We start from the raw sequence: 21,401 nt of genomic DNA, 5'->3' as shown, positions 1-21,401 counted from the left end.
GGTGCTGACCGCCGTCGACCACGTCCAGCTCGCCGCCCCGCCCGGCTCGGAGGACGCCCTCCGCGCGTACTACACACACGTCCTCGGCATGACCGAGATCCCCAAGCCACCCGCCCTCGCCGCCCGCGGCGGCTGCTGGTTCGCCGCGGGAACGGTGCGGCTGCACCTCGGGATCGAAAAGGACTTCCGGCCCGCGAAGAAGGCCCACCCCGGCCTGCGAGTCCGCGGCATCGAGGCGTACGCCGACCGGCTCACCGCCCACCGGGCCCCCGTCACCTGGGACGACGGCCTGCCCGGCCACCGCCGCTTCTACTCCGAGGACCCGGTCGGCAACCGGCTCGAATTCCTGGAACCGGTTGCCGAAGACCAGAGCCTGTCGTCGGTCGGGCCGCAGGGAACGAGCGGTCACCGACCGGTGCCGGACCCCGCGACTGCGACCTGACCGACGACGGACCCTACGCCTTGCGGTGGCCTATCAGGCGCGGCTTCGCCTCCAGGCCGTCCAGCCCGTGCCACGCCAGATTCACCAGATGCGCGGCCACCTCGGCCTTCTTCGGCCGCCGCACGTCCAGCCACCACTGACCCGTCAGCGCCACCATGCCCACCAGCGCCTGCGCGTACAGGGGCGCCAGCTTCGGATCGAAGCCACGGCTCTTGAACTCGCGGCCCAGGATGTCCTCCACCTGGGTGGCGATGTCCGAGATCAGCGACGCGAAGGAACCCGTCGACTGCGGGATCGGGGAGTCACGCACCAGAATCCGGAAACCGTCCGTGTACTCCTCGATGTAGTCCAGGAGCGCGAACGCGGCCTGCTCGCACAGCTCACGGGGGTGGCCGGCCGTCAGCGAGCTGGTCACCATGTCCAGCAGCCGGCGCATCTCCCGGTCCACCACCACCGCGTACAGGCCCTCCTTGCCGCCGAAGTGCTCGTACACCACCGGCTTGGAGACCCCGGCCTTCGCCGCGATCTCCTCCACCGACGTGGCCTCGAAACCCTTCGCGGCGAACAGCGTGCGACCGATCTCGAGCAGCTGCTGACGTCTCTCCGCACCGGTCATACGGGTGCGGCGCGGACGCCGCTGCTTGTCGTTGCCGGATGTGCTCGAGTCGGTCGCCACGCCGTCCATCATGCCGCTTCGGCGGTCTCCGGCCTGCGGCGGGCGCCCGTCCCGTCCGGGTTCCGGCGGGAATCGATACGCGAGCGTGACGGCCAGCGCACGTCGTACGCCCAGCCCAGCCGCTCGCACCAGCGGATGATCCGCGCCGAGGAATCCAGCTGACCGCGCTCCACACCGTGCCGCGCCGACGTCGGGTCCGCATGGTGCAGGTTGTGCCAGGACTCACCGCACGACAGCACGGCCAGCCACCACACGTTGCCCGAACGGTCACGCGACTTGAAGGGCCGCTTGCCCACCGCATGACAGATCGAGTTGATCGACCACGTCACATGGTGCAGCAGCGCCACCCGCACCAGCGAACCCCAGAAGAAACCGGTGAACGCGCCCCACCAGGACATCGTCACCAGACCACCGATCACAGCAGGCAGCGCCAGCGACAGCGCCGTCCAGGCGAGGAACTGCCGCGAGATCGCCCGGATCGCCGGGTCCTTGATCAGATCAGGCGCGTACTTCTCCTGCGAAGTCCGCTCCTCGTCGAACATCCAGCCGATGTGCGCCCACCACAGGCCCTTCATCAGCGCCGGAAGCGTCTCACCGAAACGCCACGGCGAATGCGGGTCACCCTCGGCGTCCGAGTACTTGTGGTGCTTGCGGTGATCGGCGACCCAGCGCACCACCGGCCCCTCCACCGCCATCGAACCGGCGATCGCCAGCGCGATCCGCAGCGGCCGCTTGGCCTTGAAGGAACCGTGCGTGAAGTACCGGTGGAAACCGATCGTGATGCCGTGGCAGCCCAGGTAGTAGAAGAACACCAGCAGGCCGAGGTCCAGCCAGCTCACCCCCCGGCCCCAGGCCAGCGGCACCGCCGCCAGCAGGGCGAGGAAGGGAAAGACGATGAAGAGGAGCAGCGCGAACTGTTCCACCGAACGCTTCTGCTCACCGCCCAGCGTGGCGGGCGGCAGCGAGCCGTCGTCGTCCGCCCGGGGGGCGTCTTCGAACACATCGGAGCTTGCGGTCATGGGCGTCCCCTTGTGGGGTCGAGGGTCAAGAGTCAGAAAATGCCGGAAGCAGGGACCCGACAGACATCCCTGGAGCTGACGGGCATCCCTACGGTTCCGTAACCTACGGTATCGTAAGTATGGCAGCGCGAAAGCCGACGGCAACAGCCCGACAGTCTGCGCCTCCGCATGGACACCTATCCTTGGAGTCGGTCGGACAGCGCGGTCCGTTCTGAAATCTTCCCGGGCGCCACGTCCCTGAGCGGCACCCCGCCGCGCGGTCACCACCCGGGTTCCCCGCCAGACGAGCTTCAGACGAGCTTCAACACTGCAAGGAGCCGCACCTGTGAGCAGTGCCGACGAACAGACCACGACGACCAGCAGCGAGCTGCGCGCCGACATCCGCCGCCTGGGCGACCTGCTGGGAGAAACCCTCGTACGCCAGGAGGGCCCCGAACTCCTGGAACTCGTCGAGAAGGTCCGCAGCCTGACCCGCGAGGACGGCGAAGCCGCCGCCGAGCTGCTCCGCGGCACCGAACTGGAGACCGCAGCCAAGCTGGTCCGCGCCTTCTCCACGTACTTCCACCTGGCGAACGTCACCGAACAGGTGCACCGCGGCCGCGAACTGCGCGCCAGGCGCGCCGCCGAAGGCGGCCTCCTCGCCCGCACGGCCGACCGCCTCAAGGACGCCGACCCCGACCACCTGCGCGACACCGTCCGCAACCTCAACGTGCGCCCCGTCTTCACCGCACACCCCACCGAAGCCGCCCGCCGCTCGGTCCTCAACAAGCTGCGCCGCATCGCCGCCCTCCTCGAAACCCCCGTCACCGAGACCGACCGACGCCGCTACGACACCCGACTGGCCGAGAACATCGACCTCGTCTGGCAGACCGACGAACTGCGCGTCGTCCGCCCCGAGCCCGCCGACGAGGCCCGCAACGCCATCTACTACCTCGACGAACTGCACGCCGGCGCCGTCGGCGACGTCCTCGAGGACCTCACCGCCGAACTCGAACGCGTCGGCGTCGTCCTCCCCGACGACACCCGCCCCCTCACCTTCGGCACCTGGATCGGCGGCGACCGCGACGGCAACCCCAACGTCACCCCCCAGGTCACCTGGGACGTCCTGATCCTCCAGCACGAACACGGCATCAACGACGCCCTGGACATGATCGACGAGCTCCGCGGCTTCCTGTCGAACTCCATCAGATACACCGGCGCCACCGAAGAACTGCTCACCTCCCTCCAGACCGACCTCGAGCAGCTCCCCGAGATCAGCCCCCGCTACAAGCGGCTCAACGCCGAAGAGCCCTACCGGCTCAAGGCCACCTGCATCCGCCAGAAGCTCGAGAACACCAAGCAGCGCCTCGCCAAGGGCACCCCCCACCAGGACGGCCGCGACTACCTCGGCACCGGCGAACTGCTCGCCGACCTCACCCTCATCCAGAGCTCCCTGCGCGAGCACCGCGGCGCCCTCTTCGCCGACGGCCGGATGAACCGCACCATCCGCACCCTCGCCGCCTTCGGCCTCCAGCTCGCCACCATGGACGTCCGCGAACACGCCGACGCCCACCACCACGCCCTCGGCCAGCTCTTCGACCGCCTCGGCGAGGAATCCTGGCGCTACGCCGACATGCCCCGCGACTACCGCGGCAAGCTCCTCGCCAAGGAACTGCGCTCCCGGCGCCCCCTCGCCCCCAGCCCCGCCCCCGTCGACGCCGCGGGCGAGAAGACCCTCGGCGTCTTCCAGACCGTCAAGAAGGCACTCGAAGTCTTCGGACCCGAGGTCATCGAGTCGTACATCATCTCCATGTGCCAGGGCGCCGACGACGTCTTCGCCGCCGCCGTCCTCGCCCGCGAGGCCGGACTCATCGACCTGCACGCCGGCTGGGCCAAGATCGGCATCGTGCCGCTGCTGGAGACCACCGACGAACTGCGCGCCGCCGACGTCATCCTCGACGAGATGCTCGCCGACCCCTCCTACCGGCGCCTGGTCGCCCTGCGCGGCGACGTCCAGGAGGTCATGCTCGGCTACTCCGACTCCTCCAAGTTCGGCGGCATCACCACCTCCCAGTGGGAGATCCACCGCGCCCAGCGCCGCCTGCGCGACGTCGCCCACCGCTACGGCGTCCGCCTGCGCCTCTTCCACGGCCGCGGCGGCACCGTCGGCCGCGGCGGCGGCCCCTCCCACGACGCGATCCTCGCCCAGCCGTGGGGCACCCTCGAAGGCGAGATCAAGGTGACCGAACAGGGCGAGGTCATCTCCGACAAGTACCTCGTACCGTCACTCGCCCGCGAGAACCTCGAACTGACCGTCGCCGCCACCCTCCAGGCATCCGCCCTGCACACCGCCCCCCGCCAGTCCGACGAGTCACTCGCCCGCTGGGACGCCGCGATGGACGTCGTCTCCGACGCCGCCCACGCCGCCTACCGCCGGCTCGTCGAGGACCCCGACCTGCCGACCTACTTCCTCGCCTCCACGCCGGTCGACCAGCTCGCCGACCTGCACCTGGGCTCACGGCCCTCCCGCCGCCCCGGCTCGGGCGTCTCGCTCGACGGACTGCGCGCCATCCCGTGGGTCTTCGGCTGGACCCAGTCCCGGCAGATCGTGCCCGGCTGGTTCGGCGTCGGCTCCGGCCTCAAGGCCCTGCGCGAGACCGGCCTCGACAGCGTCCTCGACGAGATGCACGAGCAGTGGCACTTCTTCCGCAACTTCCTCTCCAACGTCGAGATGACGCTGGCCAAGACGGACCTCAGGATCGCCGGCCACTACGTCGAGACCCTCGTCCCCGACGAGCTCAAGCACGTCTTCGACACCATCAAGGCCGAACACGAACTCACCGTCCGCGAGGTGCTGCGCGTCACCGGCGGCGAACGACTGCTCGACAACCACCCCGTCCTCCAGCAGACCTTCGCCATCCGCGACGCCTACCTGGACCCCATCTCCTACCTCCAGGTCGCCCTCCTCAAGCGCCAGCGCGACGAGGCCGCAGCCGGCTCCGAACCGGACCCGCTGCTCTCCAGGGCCCTGCTCCTCACCGTCAACGGCGTCGCCGCCGGACTGCGCAACACCGGCTGACCCCCCGGCCCACACAAGGTGGCCCCCGCCCTCGCACCACGAGGACGGGGGCCACACCCGTTCACAGCACCTGGAACATCACCGGTTCACAGCACCAGGAACGTCGCCGTCAAGAACGTGACACCCGCCCCCGCCATCAACCACGCCACCCGCGGCAACCGCAGACCACCCGCCACCACCACCGACGCCAGCAACAACGCACCCGCCAGCGGAACCCACGCATACAACAGCCCCGCAGGCCCCGTACGCACCACACGAGCACTGCCCGGCTTCACCGCCACGGAGTACGTCCGCCCCGCCTCCACCGCCACCGACCGCTCGATGACCACCCGGCCACGCGCCTGCGACCCCACCGACGTCGGCCGGAACGGCCCCCAGCAGACATCGTCCGCACAGGACGTCACCCGCATCGTCCCCTGCTCACGCCCCTTGGTCAGCATCACGTGCTGCGCCGTACCCCAGGAACCCCACACACCCGCGACGAGGATCAACGCCGCGACCACACCCATCGCCGCCAGCCGCCCGAACCGCAGCGCCGCATACGCGCTCTGACTGGAGGACGCCCGGGGACACATGGCCGCGATCCTTGGCCATGGCACTGCACCCGGTCAACCCGGCCGGGCGACAAGTCGCCGTTGTCCCCCCGCAGCCGGACCGGACAGCACCCGGTCCCTCACGAGTTGTACGTCGACTGCGCCCGCTCAAGCCCCTCGATCACCAGGGCCTCCACCGCATCCGCCGCACGGTCCACGAAATACCCCAGCTCCTTGCGCTCCGCCGACGAGAAGTCCTTCAGCACGAAATCCGCCACCTGCATCCGCCCCGGCGGACGTCCGATACCGAAACGCACCCGGTGATAGTCCGGACCCATCACCTTCGTCATCGACTTCAGCCCGTTGTGCCCGTTGTCACCCCCGCCCAGCTTCAACCGCAGCACCCCGTGCTCGATGTCCAACTCGTCATGCACCGCCACCACATGACCCACCGGCACCTTGTAGAAATCCCGCAGCGCGTTCACCGGACCACCCGACAGATTCATGTACGACATCGGCTTCGCCAGAATCACCCGCCGGTTCGCAGGACCCGGCGGACCGATCCGCCCCTCGATCACCTGAGCCTGCGCCTTCCCGGCCCGCTTGAACTTCCCGCCGACCCGCTCCGCCAGCAGATCGGCCACCATGAAGCCCACGTTGTGCCGGTTCATCGCATACTCCGGCCCCGGATTGCCGAGCCCCACGATCAGCCAGGGCGCATTGGCGTCGGTCGTCACGTCCGTGTCTCCCATGTGTGCTGGATACGCGCCAGCCGCCGCTCCGGAACGGAACGGCGGCTGACAACAGAGAAATTCGGGGGGATCAGGCCTCGGCGGCCTCGTCGCCCGCACCCTCGGCCTCCGCAGAGGCCTCCTCCGCCTGCGCGGCCAGGACCTGGAGGACGACCGCGTCCTCGTCGATCGCCAGCTTCGTGCCCGACGGCAGCGGGATGTCCTTCGCGAGGATGGCGGCACCGGCCTCCAGACCCTCGATGGACACGGTGACCGACTCGGGGATGTGCGTGGCCTCGGCCTCGACCGTCAGCGTGCTCAGCACGTGCTCGAGCAGGTAGGCGCCCGGAGCCAGCTCGCCCTCGGTGTGGACGTAGACCTCGACCGTGACCTTCTCGCCACTGCGGACGAGCAGCAGGTCGACGTGCTCCAGGAAGCCCTTGATCGCGTCACGCTGCACGGCCTTCGGGATGGCCAGCTGCGACTTGCCGTCGAGCTCCAGGGACAGCAGCACGTTCGGCGTACGCAGGGCGAGCAGCAGCTCGTGACCCGGAAGCGTCACGTGAACCGGGTCGGCACCGTGGCCGTACACGACACCGGGAACCTTGCTGTCACGACGGATACGACGCGCGGCACCCTTGCCGAACTCGGTGCGGGTCTCAGCGGCGATCTTGACCTCGGACATGTCACTCCTCGTAGTACGTGGGGAAAGTGGTCACCCGGCCACGAACGGCCTGCTACGAAGAGCGCGTCGATAACGGACAGCCATACCCCGAAAACGCGGTACGGCCTCCCTCGCCGAGCAACTGTCACAGCTTACTCGGCGCGGAGGCCGTACCAGAAATCGATCTTCAGTGAGCCCGCGGACGGCTCACTGCTCCTCGAACAGGCTCGTCACCGAACCGTCCTCGAACACCTCACGCACCGCGTTCGCGATCGTCGGCGCGATGGACAGCACCGTGATCTTGTCCAGCTCCAGCTCACCCGGCGTCGGCAGCGTGTCCGTGAACACGAACTCGCTCACCTTCGAGTTCTTCAGCCGGTCCGCCGCCGGACCCGACAGCACACCGTGCGTCGCCGTCACGATGACATCCTCCGCACCGTGCGCGAACAGGGCGTCCGCCGCCGCACAGATCGTGCCACCCGTGTCGATCATGTCGTCGACCAGGACACAGACCCGGCCCTTCACATCACCGACGACCTCGTGCACGGTCACCTGATTGGCGACGTCCTTGTCACGACGCTTGTGCACGATCGCCAGCGGCGCGTCCAGCCGGTCGCACCAGCGGTCCGCCACCCGCACCCGGCCGGCGTCCGGAGACACCACCGTCAGCTTGCTCCGGTCCACCTTCGCGCCCACGTAGTCCGCCAGAATCGGCAGCGCGAACAGATGGTCCACCGGACCGTCGAAGAAGCCCTGGATCTGGTCCGTGTGCAGATCCACCGTCAGGATCCGGTGCGCACCAGCCGTCTTCATCAGGTCCGCGATCAGACGCGCCGAGATCGGTTCACGCCCACGGTGCTTCTTGTCCTGCCGCGCGTAACCGTAGAACGGCACGATCACCGTGATGCTCCGCGCGGAAGCCCGCTTCAGAGCATCGATCATGATCAACTGCTCCATGATCCACTTGTTGATCGGAGCCGTGTGGCTCTGCATCAGGAAGCAGTCGGCGCCACGAGCCGACTCCTGATAACGGATGTAGATCTCACCGTTCGCGAAGTCGAAGGCCTTCGTCGGGACAACCCCGACACCCAGCTTGTGGGCGACCTCCTCGGCAAGCTCGGGGTGGGCGCGGCCGGAGAAGAACATCATCTTCTTCTCGCCGGTCGTCTTGATCCCGGTCACAGCACTGTCTCCTCAGAGGTGTCTCAGCTGGGCGTTGAGAAGTGATCTCAGCTGGGGGTGCGAGTTGTGCACCTATCACGGTACGCCGTGTCCGACGTGCCGGTTTCCGGTCAGCCTTCGCCGTCCGGCTCCCGGGAAGCCGCCTCCGCCGCCTTCGCGGCCGCGCTCCCCGGACGCTTACGGGCCACCCAACCCTCGATATTCCGCTGCTGGCCACGGGCCACGGCCAGCGAACCGGGCGGCACATCCTTCGTGATCACCGAGCCCGCCGCGGTGTACGCGCCGTCCCCGACCGTGACAGGAGCCACAAACATGTTGTCCGAACCCGTACGGCAATGCGAACCCACCGTCGTGTGGTGCTTGTCCTGCCCGTCGTAGTTCACGAACACGCTCGCCGCACCGATGTTGGAATACTCACCGATCGTCGCATCACCCACATACGACAGATGCGGCACCTTCGTCCCCTCACCGATCGAAGCGTTCTTCGTCTCCACGTACGTACCCACCTTGGACTTCAGCCCCAGACGCGTACCAGGACGCAGATACGCGAACGGACCCACACTCGCCTGCGGACCCACCTCCGCGCCGTCCGCCACCGTGTTGTCCACCCGCGCCCCCGCACCCACCGAGGTGTCCTTCAGACGCGAATGCGGACCCACCTCCGCACCCTCACCCAGATGCGTCGCACCCAGAAGCTGCGTCCCCGGCAGCACCACCGCGTCCCGCTCGAACGTCACCGTCACATCCACCCACGTCGACGCCGGATCCACCACGGTCACCCCCGCGAGCATCGCCCGCTCCAGCAACCGGTCGTTCAGAATCCGCCGCGCCTGAGCCAACTGCACCCGGTTGTTGATACCGGCGATCTCCCGGTGATCGGCCGCCACCGACGCCCCCACCCGGTGACCCGCCTCCCGCAGGATCCCGAGCACATCCGTCAGGTACTCCTCACCCTGGCTGTTGTCCGTACGCACCTTGCCCAGCGCCTGCGCCAGCAGCCGCCCGTCGAACGCGAACACCCCGGAATTGATCTCCCGGACGGCACGCTGCGACTCGCTCGCGTCCTTGTGCTCCACGATCGCCGTCACCGCGCCGCTCGCGCCGTCCCGCACGATGCGGCCGTACCCCGTCGCGTCCGGCACCTCGGCGGTCAGCACCGTGACCGCGTTGCCGTCCTCGGCGTGCGTCGCCGCGAGCCGCTCCAGGGTCGCGCCCGTCAGCAGCGGCGTGTCGCCGCACACCACCACGACGGTCCCGGCGACGGCTCCGCCCAGCTCCTCCAGGCCCATCCGGACGGCGTGCCCGGTCCCCTTCTGCTCGGCCTGCACGGCCGTGCGTACGCCCGGGTCGGTGCCGGCGAGGTGCGCGGTGACCTGCTCACGGGCGTGACCCACGACGACGACCAGGTTCTCGGGGTCCAACTCGCGCGCGGCGGCGAGCACATGGCCCACCAGGGAGCGTCCGCAGAGTTCGTGCAGGACCTTCGGTGTGGCCGACTTCATACGGGTGCCCTCACCCGCTGCAAGGACGACGACGGCTGCCGGGCGGTTGGCGCTCACGGGGATGCCCTTCGGCTACGGATGGCGGGGTGGACATCCGCAGGATACCGGGGCGTTTCGGGGGCGACATGAGAGCGGGCCCTGACGGAGCCGTCAGGGCCCGGACATTGCTTGCTCCCGGGGAAGGAATCGAACCCTCATTCAATGGACCAAAACCATTTGTCCTGCCATTAGACGACCCGGGATGGTCTGCGCGTTATGTCCGGTTCGATCGACCGGCGTCGCGCGCGGACAACACTATGCCGTACCAAGCCCCTTCGATGCGACGGTAGAGGTCGGCGCCTTGGCGGACAGTGACTGCCAGGCACCCTTGATACGCCGGGCCCACGTTCCTGCGGACCGTCTTGGGATTGTGCTTCTTGAGCGTCGTCTTGTAGAAGGCGGACGGGTCGGCTCCGACCAGGTCCGCCCAGTACCGTTCGGCGCCTGCGACGTCGGCGTTCTCGTGGATCATCACGGAGTAGCGCAGGCGGTCCCGCTCCACGCCGAGCAGGTCGAGCCAGCGGAGGAAGACCTCGATCATGCCGGGGTCGCTGTTGACGAAGGTGACCTTCTCGCGGCGGTCGTACGGCTTGTCCTTCGCGCCCTCCGCCCAGTACAGGCCGACGCCCAGCAGGAACAGCTCGCGGGCGGACAGGGGGCCGATCTCCGCGGCTGCGGCTGCCTTGACGCGTCGGCGCTCCTCGTCCCGTACGGCCAGTTCGTGCTCCCACCGCTTGCGGGCCGCGAGCCTGGCCTGTTCCGCCGGGTTGCGGCGCTCCGGCTTCGGCAGGTCTCGCACCCACAGAGAGATCGAGCTCTTCGAGCAGCCCAGCTCCAGCTGGATCCGGTCGTACGTCCAGCCCTTGAGGCGCAGTTCGCGGGCCCGGGCGCGGAGGTCGTCCTTGGCGTTGGGGCGGTGGGTCCACTCGGGGGCGGGCTCGCCGTCCAGGAGCCGGTTGAGGATGTCGTTGTTGTCCACGAGGAGCCGGTCGCGGATCTGGCGGCGGCTGAGCCCCGCCCGTCGCAGCGCCACCGCCCGTTCCCGCAGGGTTTCGAAGTCGGTGTATTTGCCGTGTGGATATGCCATGGGCACAGGCTTCGGGCGGAATGCGGGCGTCCGGGGGCGAACAATGTGCGATTCAGCAGTTCGAGGGATACCGGCAGGTTTCGCTTCTGTTCGATAACGGAGTGTGGTGGGGGTCGGTCGCGGAAACTCACCGGAAACCGCCCGGGGTGCGCCCGTAGGCTGGGAGGCATGACCACGACGGGGGAAGACCACACCGCGGCCGGGAGAGGGCCGTGGTGGTGGACGAAGTGGCGCAGTGCGGTGCTGGACGTCGGCCTGGCGCTGGCGTCGGCGGTCGAGTGCGCGGCGGAGGGGGTTCCGTTCGCGCGGGACGCGGGTCTGCCGCTCGCGGCGGGCATCGTGTTCGGTCTTGTGGCCGGCTCGGTGCTGGTGCTGCGGCGGAGGTGGCCGATCGCGGTGGTGCTCGTAGCCATCGCGATCACGCCTGCGCAGATGGGTTTCCTGATGGGTGTCGTCGGGCTGTACACGCTCGCCGCGTCCGAGCTGCCGCGCCGGATCATCGGGGCGCTGGCGGGCATGTCCCTGGTGGGGACGCTGATCGTGACGTTCGTGCGGGCGCGTCAGGACGTGGTGCGCGGGGATCTGACGATGGGGGACTGGTTCGTCCCGTTCCTGTCGATCACGACGTCGCTCGGGATGACGGCGCCCCCGGTGCTGCTGGGGCTGTATGTGGGGGCACGGCGCCGGTTGATGGAGAGTCTGCGGGAGCGGGCGGATTCGCTGGAGCGGGAGTTGCAGCTGCTTGCGGAGCGGGCGGAGGAGCGTGCGGAGTGGGCGCGCAACGAGGAGCGGACGCGGATCGCGCGTGAGATGCACGACGTGGTGGCGCACCGGGTGAGTCTGATGGTGGTGCACGCGGCGGCGTTGCAGGCGGTGGCGCGGAAGGATCCGGAGAAGGCGGTGCGCAATGCGGCGCTGGTGGGGGACATGGGCCGGCAGGCGTTGACGGAGTTGCGGGAGATGCTGGGGGTGCTGCGGACGGGGGAGGTGGCGGGTTCCCGGGTGGGGCGGGGTCCGGCGGTGCCGTTGGTGGCGGTGGGGGTGGCGGCTGCGGTGGCGGCGTCGCGGGCGGTGGACGAGGCGGCGGACGGGCCGTGTCTGGCGGAGTTGGACGAGTTGGTGGGGCAGTCGGCGGCGGCGGGGATGGTGGTGGCGCTGTCGGTGGAGGGGGTGGTGCGGTCGTATGCGCCGGAGGTGGAGCAGACGGCGTACCGGGTGGTGCAGGAGGCGTTGACGAACGTGCACAAGCATGCGGCGGGGGCGAAGACGTATGTGCGGTTGGCGCATCGTTCGTCGGAGATCGCGATGCAGGTGGAGAACGAGCCGCCGCCGGAGCCGGGTTCGGCGTCGTCGGCTCGGTTGCCGAGTGGTGGCAACGGGCTGCTGGGGATGAAGGAGCGGGTGACGGCGCTCGGGGGTGTGTTCGTCTCGGGGCCGACGGATGCGGGGGGTTACCGGGTGTCGGCGGTGTTGCCGGCGGCCTGAGGGTGCGGGTGCGCGTCAGGCGTGGTGCGGGTGTCCGTCGGGGTGTGGGTCCGCGGGTGTCCCGGGGTGGGTCAGACGGCGGTGAGGCGGACCGGTTCGAGGCCGGTGAGGAGTGTGGCGAGGGCCTGGTCGAGGTCGTGGCCGAGGTACCAGTCGCCGGTGTGGTCGAGGGCGTAGACGCGGCCTTCGGTGTCGATGGCGAGGGCGGCGCCGGTGTCGGTCTCCTCGCCGAGGGGGCAGACCTCGGTGTCGAGGGCGCGGCCGAGGTCGCCGAGGGTGCGGGCCATGTGGAGGCCGTGCAGCGGGTCGAGGTGGAGGTTGACGGGGGCGACGCGGCGGCCGGGTCCCTGGGGGGTGATGCGCAGGCCGCCGAATTCGGCCCAGGCTTCTACGGCGGCGGGGAAGACGGTGTGGCGGTGTCCTGCGGGTGAGGTGTGTCCGCGCAGTGTGTCGGCCCAGTATTCGGCCTGCTTTATGTCCCAGCGTCCCGGCTGCCAGCCCGCGTCCCGCAGCGCGGCGTCGACGGGGACGGGGAAGCGTGTGGTGGAGGTGCGGTCGGCGTGCATCTGCCCTTGGTTCGTCGAGTGTCGTGGTCCGGCGTGGTGGGGGGTGGGGTCAGTCGTCCTGTGCTGTGGGGTCGACGACGCGTACGCCGAAGTGGGCGCTGAGTGCGGTGCAGGAGCGGCAGGGTGCGGCGAAGCTGCCGTGGAGGGGGTCGCCGTCCTCGCGGATGCGGCGGGCGGTGAGTTTGGCGTGCTTGAGGGCTTTGCGGGCTTCGCCGTTGGTCATGGGTCTGCGGGCGGCTCGTCTGCTGCGGGTGGCGTCGGCGGACGTGATGTGGCGGGAGATGAGGATGGTCTCGGCGCAGCGTCCGGTGAAGCGGTCGCGCTGGGAGCTGGTGAGGGTGTCCAGGAAGTCCTGTACGAGGGGGTGGAGGGCGGGGGGCTGGTCGCCGCGGGCGGCTGTTCCGGTGAGGGTGGCGCCGCGTACGGAGAGGGCGGCGGCGACGGTGGGGAGTATGCCGTCGCGGCGGTGGAGGAGTGTGGGGGCGTGGGGTGTTTCGGTGCTGCTCCAGCCGACGCGTGGATCGCCGGACGTGCCCGTCTGTGTCGCGTTCATGGTTGCCATCCCCTCCCGGCCCGTGGTGGCGGCCGCTGATGTGACCGCCGCCGCCGGTGGGGACACAGACTGCCAAACGGCGTGGCTGGTGGGGAAGCTGGGGCGCCGCGACACGCCCGGTCTTCGGCGTACGGTCACGGCGGGGTGACGGCTGGTCACGGAACTGGAGGCCCGGTGACCTGTGTCGTCGTACCGCATAGGCTGTCGACATCCGGGATCCATACCGCCGTACGAAGAACGCCGCAGGGGGCAATCGCCATGACGACAGGTCGGCTCGGGCAGCAAGCCGCGCCGCCGAACGCGGCATACGCGGGGCAGGTCGTGCATTTTCCGGATCCGGTCCGGGCCGCGCGTCATCCCGGAGGTGTGCGGGTGGACGAGCACGGCTATCCCGACTTCTCGCCGTATGCGCGTGCCGCCGCGGAGATCGCCGAGCCGCCGGAGGGTTTCGGGGTCGATGAGCTGCGGCTGACGGATTACGTGTCGGCGAATGCCGCGCTGGCCGCGACCGGGCACGACCTGTGGGACACGATTCCGTCGGTGGCGACGCCGCACGGGTGGACGTGGCATCACGTGCCGGGGTCGCGGCGGCTGGAGTTGGTGCCGGTCGAGGTGAAGGCGTTGTTGCGGCATCACGGTGGTCTGGCGACGGCCGCGGTGGATCAGGACAAGAGGGGCACGCGGCCGTTGCAGGAGACGCGGCCGGCGCATTTCGGGTTGCCGAAGTCGTCGGTGGCGGTGTCGGAGCAGCAGGTGCTGGGGGTCGAGGAGGACCTGGGGTACCGGCTTCCGGGTGCCTACCGGTCGTTCCTGAAGGCGGCGGGCGGGTGTGCGCCGGTGGGTGCGGCGCTCGACGCGGAGCTGGGGCTGCTGGTGGACCAGCCGTTCTTCACGGTGCGTGACGAGGCGGCGGTCAATGATCTCGTCTACATCAACAAGTGTCTGCGTGATCATCTGACGAAGGACTATCTGTGCGTCGGGTTCGTGCAGGGTGGTCTGCTCGCGGTGAAGGTGAAGGGTGACGCGGTCGGGTCGGTGTGGTTCTGCGCGTACGACGATGCGCGTGACCGGGACGCGTGGCCGCCGGCCGAGCGGGTGGAGCGGCTGTTGCTGCCGTGCGGGGACGATTTCGACGCGTTCCTGTCCCGGCTGGCGGGCAGTCCGCCGGAGTTGGAGACGGTGGCGAATCTGATGGTGGACGGTGGCTTCGCGTACGCCGTGCCCGTCTCTTCGGTGGGGGAGTGAGCGTCCGATGGTGACCTTCGCGCAGGCGCAGGAGCGCGCGGAAGAGTGGATCAACGGGGACGTGGCCTCGTATCAGCACCGGGAGGTGCGGGTGCGGGAGTTCGATCTCGGGTTCGTGGTGTGGGCGGAGGACCGTGCCGACGGTCCGCGTTCGGACGGTGGGGCGCAGCGGCTCGTCATCGCGCGTGACAGTGGTGAGGCGACGTTGTGGCCGGCGTTGCCGGTGGGTGAGGTCGTTCGCCGGTACGAGGAGGAGTACGGGGTGTCGGACGCGCCGGCGGGTCCGGCGCCTGCTGCGCGGGTGGATCTGAATCAGACGTCGTTCCTGTTGAGTCCTCCGGAGTGGCTTCAGGAGGCGGCGGACCGGATGGGGATTCCGGACCGCCGGGCGGGTGCGTCGGACGGGGCGGGGTCGCGTCCGGCGGCTGCGGAGGTGTCTGCCGACGGGGCTTCTGTGGGCGGGGGTCCGGGGGTCGCCGGGGTGTCGGACGGCGAGGGTGTCCGGGTGTCTTCTGAGTCCTCGGGTGCCGGTGTCGCTGCCGCTCCCCAGGGGGCGACGGCGTGGCCGGCCGCCGCGTCCGACGACGAGGTGCGGGACGCGCCGCCGCAGGACCGTGCGCCGTCGGGTGCGCCCGCGGGGGCGACGCCGTGGGCCGGGACGGACACCAACGCCGATGCGGGCGAGGACCGTTCGGTGCCGTTGCCCGCGACGGTGTTCGCGCCGCCGCTGAGCGACTTCGACGAGGTGGCGCCGCCGCCGGGTGTGACGCCGGATGCGAAGACGGCCCTGATGTCGGGTGGCAGTGCCCTTCCGCGTACGACGCTGGCGCCCGCGCTGGACGACCCCGGCACGCCGTCGCCGTTGCCGTCCCGTTCCCCTTCCCCGCAGGACCCGGGTGCGCGGGGCCCCGGTGGGGTTCCGTCCGGGTCTGTGCCCGCCGGTTCCGCGTACGGCTATCCGCAGGGGCCGGGCGGCCCGGGTACGCCGCCTCCCGGCACGCCGTTCTCCGGTGGTCCGGGTACGCCGCCTCCGGGTGTGCCGGTGTCCGGTGGCCCGGGCATGGCTGCTCCCGGGGCTCCCGGGGCTCCCGGCGCTCCCGGCGCCCCGGGCACGGCTGCTCCCGGTGGCCCCGGCACCCCGCCCCCCGGCACGCCACCTCCGGGCGCGACCGCCCCCGGCGCTCCGGGTGTTCCGGCGCCGGGTGCCCATGCCCCCGGAGGTCCTGGCACGCCGCCTCCCGGTGTGCCCGTCCCCGGTGGTCCGCAGGGCACGCCTCCGCCGGGCGCCCCGTCCTACGGCTACCCGCAGGGTCCCGCCGGTCCCGGTGCGCCGCAGCCGCCCGCCGGTCCGGCGTCCGCCGGGCGCCCGCTGCCGCCGCACGCTGGTGACATCGCGGACGCCGCGACCAGCAAGGCGCAGCGGCCGGCGCGCGGTGCGCGGGGTGGCGGGGCGGCGACGCCTCCGCCGCCGGGTGCGCCCGGGATGCCGGGCGCACGCCCGGGTAGTACGCCCCCGCCCGGTCCCGGTGCGCCGGGCGCCCCGGCGGGCGGTTACGTGCCGACGCAGCTGATGTCCCAGTTGGGTCCGGACCGGCCAGAGGGCCTCCCGGGCCCGGGTGCGCCGTCCGCACCGCAGGCCCCGGGCGCGCCCGGTGGTACGCCTGCGGGTGACGCCCACCACGCGGCGACGATGCTGGCGGGCCCCGCGGTCGGCGGTCCGGGCGCGCCCCCGCCCCCGAGCCCTCCGGGCGCCCCGCATGCTCCGGGTGCGCCGAACCCGCCCGGTGGTACGCCTGCGGGTGACGCCCACCACGCGGCGACGATGCTGGCGGGCCCCGCCGTCGGCGGTCCGAGGCCGCCCGGCGCCCCGGGGGCTCCCGGCGCCCCGGGTGCCGTGCATCACGCGGCGACGATGCTGGCCGGCCCCGCGGTCGGCGGCCCCTCCGCGCCGCCGCCGCCGCAGGCCCCCGGGATGCCCCCGGGCGGGCCGCAGCCGATGCCCGGTCGGCCCGTGCCCGGTCAGCCGATGCCGGGTCAGCCCGTGCCCGGACAGCCGCCGGCGTACGGCTATCCGCAGGGCGGTCAGCCGACCGTGGGTCCCGGCTACCAGGCCGTGTTGCGCTACCGCGCCCAGGACGGGTCGGAGCAGCAGCTGATCCGGCGTTCCGCGCCGGGCACCCCGCACCCGGAGTGGCAGATCCTGCACGAGCTGCGTGCGATGAACGTGCCGCCGCAGCAGGTGCTTGAGCTGCACACGGAGCTGGAGTCCTGCGAGCTGCCGGGTGCGTACTGCGCGCGGATGATCCGGGAGACGTGGCCGCAGGCCCGGATCACCAGCATCGCCCCGTACGGTACGGATCACGCGAGCCGTCAGCAGGGAATGCATCAACTGCTGGCGCATCAGGGCGAGTTGCATCAGGTGGCGGACGGCCCGGCGCGGCCCGCCCCGGTGCGGGCGCCGATCCCGCCGGTGCAGCCCGCGCCGCCGGTCCCGCCGGAGAGCATCGCGCACGAGCTGGCGGCGGCGTTCGGGCCGGGTGTCTTCCGCTTCGACCATGCGGCGGTCTCCCGGCAGGGGGTGCCGCCGATCGTGGCGCACACCCTGGTGGTGGCCGGACTGCCGGTCGACATGGGCCCGTTCTTCTGGGCGCAGGCGCAGCCGGGCCGCCCGGTGCCGACGCTCGCCGAGCTGGCGCAGGAGCGGGGTGTGCAGCCGGCCCCGGACGCGGGTTCGTACCTCGTGATGGGCACCGACTTCGGCCGGGCGGTCTGTGTCCAGTACGGCACGGCGAACATCGTGGCCGTGCCGGTGGAGGCGAGTCCCGGCGGCGGGTCGGTGCCGCCGCAGTTCGTGAACACGGGCCTGCCCGAGTTCACGCGTTGTCTGGCGCTGCTGGGCCGGATGTGGCGGCTGCGGTACGGCCTGAACCAGGAGCAGGCGGGACGCTGGACCGTCGACTTCCAGGCGCAGCTGGCGGCCCTCGACCCGGCGGCCCTGGGGTCGCCGGAGAGCTGGTGGTCGGTGCTGCTGGAGCAGATGTGGGACGGGCTGCTGTGAGGCGCCGCTGAGCCGTGGTGCTCGACGCCGAAGGGGCGGTTCCGGTCGTACGACCGGAACCGCCCCTTTCGTTGTGAACCCTGACCGGAACGGTCAAGCGGAGTGTCGCGTTATGAACACTTCCGTGTGATCCGTCACGATATACGCGAAATCATTCGTCAGTTCGTGTGTGTTCGGCGGAGAGGGGTTCCCGGATGAGCAGCGCTTCGGTGTCGCCGCACGGCTTCGTGGCCGTACGGCGCGGTTACCGTCCCGAGCAGGTCGACGCGTTCGCCGCGGCCCTCTCGCGGGACCGTGACGCCGCCTGGGAGCGGGCCGCCCGGCTGACCGTGCTGGCCAGGGAGATGGAGGCCGACGCCAAGGACCTGCGCGAGGTGGTCGCCGGGCTGGCCCCGCAGACGTACGAGAGTCTCGGTGAGAGTGCGCGGCGGCTCTTCGCGCTCGTCGGACAGGAGGCCGACGGGGTGCGCGAGGGCGCCCGGCGGCAGGCGCGGCAGCTCGTCGAGGACGCGGAGGCGGCGGGCCGGCGGCTGCGCGAGGACGCCGAGGCGTACGCCGACGAGGTGCGCGCCGCGACCGACGAGCACGTGGGAGAGCGGCTGCGGGTGGCCCGTGCCGAGGCCGACGACCTGCGGATCTCGGCCCGCCGTGCGGTGAAGGCGGGCCGCAGTGAGGCGCTGGCCGCGCTGCGGGAGGCGCGGCGGCGCACCGGGGAACTGCTCGCCGAGCAGGAGAGGGAGCACGCGGCGCGCTGGGAGGAGGCCGAGCGGGCGGCCGCGGAGCGGGCGGCGGCGCTCGACGCCCACCACGAGGAACTGGTGGCGCGCGCCGAGGCCGGCCTGGCCGCGGCGGGGCGGGAGCTGGCGCGGGCCGAGGAGTCGGTGCGGCACACCCAGGAGGCGGCGGAAGCGCGCGCCGCGGAGGTGGTCGCCGGGGCCAGGGTCCGTGCGGACGGCATCGCGCGGGAGACCGAGGGTGTCCTGCGTGAGCACGGCGAACGATGGGACGAGGTACGCGCCCAGATGGACCAGGTACGCGGCAAACTCACGGCGCTGACGGGCCGGGCGCCGGCGGAGTGACCACGCCCACCGCCCTCGAGGGAGTGAACCCGGCCGGCACCCGCGCTTTCACCGTCCGGAGTGAACCCGGCCGGCCCCCCGCCGTGCATCCCGCCGGGGCGCCCCGGGCCTGCGCCCGCCGTGCATCCCGGTGATCACCCCGAGCCGATGCCCGCTGTTCAACCGCCCGGTGCCACCGGGCACCCCCGGACGGGCGCCCCGAGTCTGCGCCTGCCTGCATCGCAGGGGTGCCCCGAGTCTGCGCCCGCCGTGCACCGGCCGGGGTGGCTCCCCCAGCCGACCCCGCTGTCCATCGGCCGGGGTGCCCCCCGGCCGGTGGACGGTGTTCGCCCGGCCGGGTGGCTTTCGGCGGGCGCGTGGGGCTCAGTCGGTGCGGCGGACCGCGCCGGCCAGGATCCAGCCCTCCACGGCCTCGTACTGGCGGCGCTGCTCCCCGGCCTTCCGGCGTCCGGAGGCCACCGTGCCCAGCCAGCCGTAGGCGAAGCCGAGCGGGATGGAGAGGATGCCGGTCGTGGTGAACGGGAACCAGTTGAAGTCCGCCTCGGGGAAGGCGGAGGCGGGGGAGCCGGACACCAGGTTGGTGCCGGTCATCAGCACGAGGACCGTGAGCGAGCCGCCGATGAGGGTGCACATCAGGCCGGCCCGGGTGTAGCGGCGCCAGAAGAGGCTGTAGACCAGCGCGGGCGCGATGGCGGAGGCGCCCAGGCAGAACGACAGGGTGACCAGCGGCTGCAGGCTGTGGTGCTGGACGAGCGTGGCCAGCAGGATCGCCGGTGCGCCTACCGCCAGTGCGGAGAGCCGGGCGACGGTCATCTCGCGGCGCGGTGTCATCTCCTGCACGCGCGCCGCGAACACGTCGTGCGCGAGGGAGTTGGCGCAGGCCAGGATCATCCCGGCGACCGAGGCGAGCACGGTCAGGAAGATCGCCGTGGTGACGGTCGTGAACAGCAGGGTCTCCGCCGTCGAGACGTTCGTCCCGAACGCGGCCCGGGCGCCCAGCAGATAGGCCGTGTTGCCCTGCGGGTCGGCGGCGGAGATCGCCCCGCGTCCGACCAGGGCCGTCGCGCCGAACCCGACGACCGAGATGACCAGCACGAACAGGGCCACGCACGGCACCGCCCAGGACAGCGAACGGCGGACCTGGCGGGCGCTGTTGGCGGTGTACATGCGCATGGTGATGTGAGGCAGGCACGCCCCGCCGAGTACGACGGTCAGCTCCGCGCTGATCATGTCCAGGCGTGGACTGGGGCCGCCCGCGAACTGGAGTCCCGACCGCAGGAAGGCCGGACCGGCCCCGCTGCCCTGCGCGGCGGCGTCCAGCAGGGCGCCCGGACTCCAGTCGAACCTGCTCATGATGAGGACGGCGACCACGGTGCCGGAGCCCAGCAGCATCACGATCTTCATGATCTGGATGAGTGCGGTGCCCTTCATGCCGCCGATCGCCGCGTAACTGATCATCAGCACGCCGAGCCCGATCACGCAGCCGGTCTTCAGGGAGTCGCTGGAGAAGCCGAGGAGGAACGCCAGCAGGTCGCCGGTTCCGGCGAGTTGCACCAGCATCAGCGGGAGCAGCGCGGTGATGGTCGCGGCGCACGCGGTGATGCGGACCGCGCGTCCCGGCATCCGCCGGGCGAGCGCGTCGCCCATGGTGAACCGGCCGGCGTTGCGCAGCGGTTCGGCCAGCAGGAACATCAGCAGCATCAGGGACAGCGCCGTACTCAGGGCGAGGACGACCCCGTCGTACCCGGCGAGCGCGATGACTCCGCCGGTGCCGAGGACGGTCGCCGCGGAGATGTAGTCCCCGGCGACGGCCAGGCCGTTGCGCAGGGGGGAGAGCGACCCGTACCCGGTGTAGAACTCGTCGATGTCGTCGCGGTCGGGGCCCGTCATCACGCACAGCAGCAGCGTGATGGTGGCGACGGCGGTGAAGGCGACGAGGGACATCGCCTGCGCGGAACTGCTGAAGCCGGTCATCGGGAGGCCTCCCGTCGGACGTCCAGTTCGGACTGTCTGCGGATGCGGTCGGCGATGGGGTCGACACGGCGGCGGGCCGTGTACTCGTACAGCCAGATCGCCAGGCAGGTGACCGGGACCTGGAGCACTCCGAGCAGCAGCCCCAGGGACAGCCCGCCGGAGACGGGGCTCGCCATCAGCGAGGGGGCGAACGCGGAGAGGAGGAGGAAGAGCACGAAGTAGCCGAGCGCGGTGAGTGTGGCCACCCGGCGCTGCCGGCGGTAGGCGCTGCGCAGCAGGCGGATGTCGCTGTGCTGCCCGAGCGCGTGATGGCGCGGCCGCCGTGGTCGCGGAGGCTCGGCCGGTGGCGGCTCCCAGGGGTAGGTGGCGTATGAGGGGGACGAGTTGTGGGGCGACGGCCGGTTCGGTTGATGCGGCTGGTGTTCGGGGAACGAGAACGCGTCTGGCATCCCGTTTCTCCTTGCGCGGCTCGGGTCCGTGGGGACCGCAGGGAGCGGGGGGTGAGCGA

Annotated in this window: 18 protein-coding genes and 1 tRNA gene; 6 read left to right on the top strand and 13 right to left on the bottom strand. The window is 71.1% G+C overall.

The genetic code is table 11. The features are described 5' to 3' along the window. The first annotated feature begins 1 nt into the window (after position 1). Positions 2 to 442, top strand: coding sequence for a VOC family protein (locus tag AC069T_RS05325; RefSeq protein WP_478781446.1), 441 nt, complete (start codon positions 2 to 4; stop codon positions 440 to 442). Positions 443 to 455: 13 nt separating this feature from the next. On the opposite strand, the gene AC069T_RS05320 is transcribed toward AC069T_RS05325, so the two are convergent. Then, positions 456 to 1,130, bottom strand: coding sequence for a TetR/AcrR family transcriptional regulator (locus tag AC069T_RS05320; protein ID WP_355790251.1), 675 nt, complete (start codon positions 1,128 to 1,130; stop codon positions 456 to 458). Then, a complete protein-coding gene (locus AC069T_RS05315; protein ID WP_478781445.1) occupies positions 1,127 to 2,137 on the bottom strand; it encodes an acyl-CoA desaturase in 1,011 nt (336 codons plus the stop codon). The genes AC069T_RS05320 and AC069T_RS05315 overlap by 4 nt, the downstream gene beginning before the upstream one ends. Before the next feature lie 325 nt (positions 2,138 to 2,462). On the opposite strand from AC069T_RS05315, the gene ppc reads away from it, so the two are divergent. Then, complete coding sequence (gene ppc, locus AC069T_RS05310) at positions 2,463 to 5,195, top strand: phosphoenolpyruvate carboxylase (protein ID WP_478781444.1); 2,733 nt, start codon at positions 2,463 to 2,465, stop codon at positions 5,193 to 5,195. 86 nt (positions 5,196 to 5,281) lie between these two features. Here the strand turns inward: ppc and AC069T_RS05305 are convergent, their stop codons facing one another. From AC069T_RS05305 to AC069T_RS05275, 7 genes are all read right to left on the bottom strand, one after another. Next, positions 5,282 to 5,770, bottom strand: a complete 489-nt coding sequence (locus tag AC069T_RS05305) for a hypothetical protein (RefSeq protein WP_478781443.1) — start codon at positions 5,768 to 5,770, stop codon at positions 5,282 to 5,284. A 98-nt stretch (positions 5,771 to 5,868) separates the two neighbouring features. Beyond that, positions 5,869 to 6,480, bottom strand: coding sequence for an aminoacyl-tRNA hydrolase (pth, locus tag AC069T_RS05300; protein WP_478781442.1), 612 nt, complete (start codon positions 6,478 to 6,480; stop codon positions 5,869 to 5,871). Positions 6,481 to 6,550: 70 nt separating this feature from the next. Then, the gene (locus AC069T_RS05295) at positions 6,551 to 7,144 is read right to left on the bottom strand and encodes a 50S ribosomal protein L25/general stress protein Ctc (protein ID WP_478781441.1); all 594 of its coding nucleotides are present in this window, start codon (positions 7,142 to 7,144) and stop codon (positions 6,551 to 6,553) included. A 186-nt stretch (positions 7,145 to 7,330) separates the two neighbouring features. Further along, on the bottom strand, positions 7,331 to 8,305 hold the full coding sequence (locus AC069T_RS05290) for a ribose-phosphate diphosphokinase (RefSeq protein WP_121402468.1): 975 nt from the start codon (positions 8,303 to 8,305) through the stop codon (positions 7,331 to 7,333). Positions 8,306 to 8,415: 110 nt separating this feature from the next. After that, positions 8,416 to 9,864, bottom strand: coding sequence for a bifunctional UDP-N-acetylglucosamine diphosphorylase/glucosamine-1-phosphate N-acetyltransferase GlmU (gene glmU / locus AC069T_RS05285; RefSeq protein WP_478781440.1), 1,449 nt, complete (start codon positions 9,862 to 9,864; stop codon positions 8,416 to 8,418). 114 nt (positions 9,865 to 9,978) lie between these two features. After that, positions 9,979 to 10,049: transfer RNA gene (locus AC069T_RS05280), tRNA-Gln, on the bottom strand. Between the two features lie 11 nt (positions 10,050 to 10,060). After that, positions 10,061 to 10,933, bottom strand: coding sequence for a hypothetical protein (locus AC069T_RS05275; RefSeq protein WP_478781439.1), 873 nt, complete (start codon positions 10,931 to 10,933; stop codon positions 10,061 to 10,063). A gap of 168 nt (positions 10,934 to 11,101) precedes the next feature. Between AC069T_RS05275 and AC069T_RS05270 the strand changes: the two genes are divergently transcribed. After that, positions 11,102 to 12,418, top strand: a complete 1,317-nt coding sequence (locus tag AC069T_RS05270) for a sensor histidine kinase (protein ID WP_478781438.1) — start codon at positions 11,102 to 11,104, stop codon at positions 12,416 to 12,418. Positions 12,419 to 12,489: 71 nt separating this feature from the next. On the opposite strand, the gene AC069T_RS05265 is transcribed toward AC069T_RS05270, so the two are convergent. Together AC069T_RS05265 and AC069T_RS05260 are read right to left on the bottom strand one after the other, a co-directional pair. Beyond that, positions 12,490 to 12,984, bottom strand: a complete 495-nt coding sequence (locus tag AC069T_RS05265; RefSeq protein WP_478781437.1) for an SUKH-3 domain-containing protein — start codon at positions 12,982 to 12,984, stop codon at positions 12,490 to 12,492. Between the two features lie 49 nt (positions 12,985 to 13,033). Continuing rightward, a complete protein-coding gene (locus tag AC069T_RS05260; RefSeq protein ID WP_478781436.1) occupies positions 13,034 to 13,546 on the bottom strand; it encodes a YwqJ-related putative deaminase in 513 nt (170 codons plus the stop codon). Between the two features lie 249 nt (positions 13,547 to 13,795). On the opposite strand from AC069T_RS05260, the gene AC069T_RS05255 reads away from it, so the two are divergent. The 3 genes from AC069T_RS05255 (at position 13,796) to AC069T_RS05245 (ending at position 18,919) form a co-directional block, all read left to right on the top strand. Further along, positions 13,796 to 14,782, top strand: coding sequence for an SMI1/KNR4 family protein (locus AC069T_RS05255; RefSeq protein ID WP_358850092.1), 987 nt, complete (start codon positions 13,796 to 13,798; stop codon positions 14,780 to 14,782). A gap of 7 nt (positions 14,783 to 14,789) precedes the next feature. Then, positions 14,790 to 17,840: an SUKH-4 family immunity protein gene (locus AC069T_RS05250; RefSeq protein WP_478781435.1), complete on the top strand. Its 3,051-nt coding sequence runs from the start codon at positions 14,790 to 14,792 to the stop codon at positions 17,838 to 17,840. Between the two features lie 194 nt (positions 17,841 to 18,034). Next, a complete protein-coding gene (locus tag AC069T_RS05245; RefSeq protein ID WP_478781434.1) occupies positions 18,035 to 18,919 on the top strand; it encodes a cellulose-binding protein in 885 nt (294 codons plus the stop codon). A 363-nt stretch (positions 18,920 to 19,282) separates the two neighbouring features. On the opposite strand, the gene AC069T_RS05240 is transcribed toward AC069T_RS05245, so the two are convergent. Further along, positions 19,283 to 20,893 carry a sodium/solute symporter gene (locus AC069T_RS05240; protein ID WP_478781433.1) on the bottom strand — a complete coding sequence of 537 codons (1,611 nt, stop codon included), beginning with the start codon at positions 20,891 to 20,893 and terminating at the stop codon, positions 19,283 to 19,285. Then, positions 20,890 to 21,342 (bottom strand): DUF485 domain-containing protein, encoded by a 453-nt coding sequence (locus AC069T_RS05235; protein ID WP_478781432.1) that lies wholly within the window; start codon positions 21,340 to 21,342, stop codon positions 20,890 to 20,892. Before AC069T_RS05235 ends, AC069T_RS05240 begins: the two co-directional genes overlap by 4 nt. Between the last annotated feature and the right edge of the window lie 59 nt (positions 21,343 to 21,401).

This window comes from Streptomyces sp. NPDC043867, from assembly GCF_056435845.1.
The sequence above is the reverse complement of the archived record's forward strand: the minus strand, read 5'-3'. Positions and strand labels throughout refer to the sequence as shown.

What these genes read in the sequence shown, in the direction of transcription:
- AC069T_RS05240 (WP_478781433.1), bottom strand. Translation starts at nt 20,893, where the DNA reads ATGACCGGCTTCAGCAGTTCCGCGCAGGCGATGTCCCTCGTCGCCTTC.
- AC069T_RS05235 (WP_478781432.1), bottom strand. Translation starts at nt 21,342, where the DNA reads ATGCCAGACGCGTTCTCGTTCCCCGAACACCAGCCGCATCAACCGAAC.
- AC069T_RS05320 (WP_355790251.1), bottom strand. Translation starts at nt 1,130, where the DNA reads ATGATGGACGGCGTGGCGACCGACTCGAGCACATCCGGCAACGACAAG.
- pth (WP_478781442.1), bottom strand. Translation starts at nt 6,480, where the DNA reads ATGGGAGACACGGACGTGACGACCGACGCCAATGCGCCCTGGCTGATC.
- AC069T_RS05295 (WP_478781441.1), bottom strand. Translation starts at nt 7,144, where the DNA reads ATGTCCGAGGTCAAGATCGCCGCTGAGACCCGCACCGAGTTCGGCAAG.
- AC069T_RS05270 (WP_478781438.1), top strand. Translation starts at nt 11,102, where the DNA reads ATGACCACGACGGGGGAAGACCACACCGCGGCCGGGAGAGGGCCGTGG.
- AC069T_RS05245 (WP_478781434.1), top strand. Translation starts at nt 18,035, where the DNA reads ATGAGCAGCGCTTCGGTGTCGCCGCACGGCTTCGTGGCCGTACGGCGC.
- AC069T_RS05255 (WP_358850092.1), top strand. Translation starts at nt 13,796, where the DNA reads ATGACGACAGGTCGGCTCGGGCAGCAAGCCGCGCCGCCGAACGCGGCA.
- AC069T_RS05305 (WP_478781443.1), bottom strand. Translation starts at nt 5,770, where the DNA reads ATGTGTCCCCGGGCGTCCTCCAGTCAGAGCGCGTATGCGGCGCTGCGG.
- AC069T_RS05265 (WP_478781437.1), bottom strand. Translation starts at nt 12,984, where the DNA reads ATGCACGCCGACCGCACCTCCACCACACGCTTCCCCGTCCCCGTCGAC.
- AC069T_RS05315 (WP_478781445.1), bottom strand. Translation starts at nt 2,137, where the DNA reads ATGACCGCAAGCTCCGATGTGTTCGAAGACGCCCCCCGGGCGGACGAC.
- AC069T_RS05250 (WP_478781435.1), top strand. Translation starts at nt 14,790, where the DNA reads ATGGTGACCTTCGCGCAGGCGCAGGAGCGCGCGGAAGAGTGGATCAAC.
- AC069T_RS05275 (WP_478781439.1), bottom strand. Translation starts at nt 10,933, where the DNA reads ATGGCATATCCACACGGCAAATACACCGACTTCGAAACCCTGCGGGAA.
- AC069T_RS05260 (WP_478781436.1), bottom strand. Translation starts at nt 13,546, where the DNA reads ATGGCAACCATGAACGCGACACAGACGGGCACGTCCGGCGATCCACGC.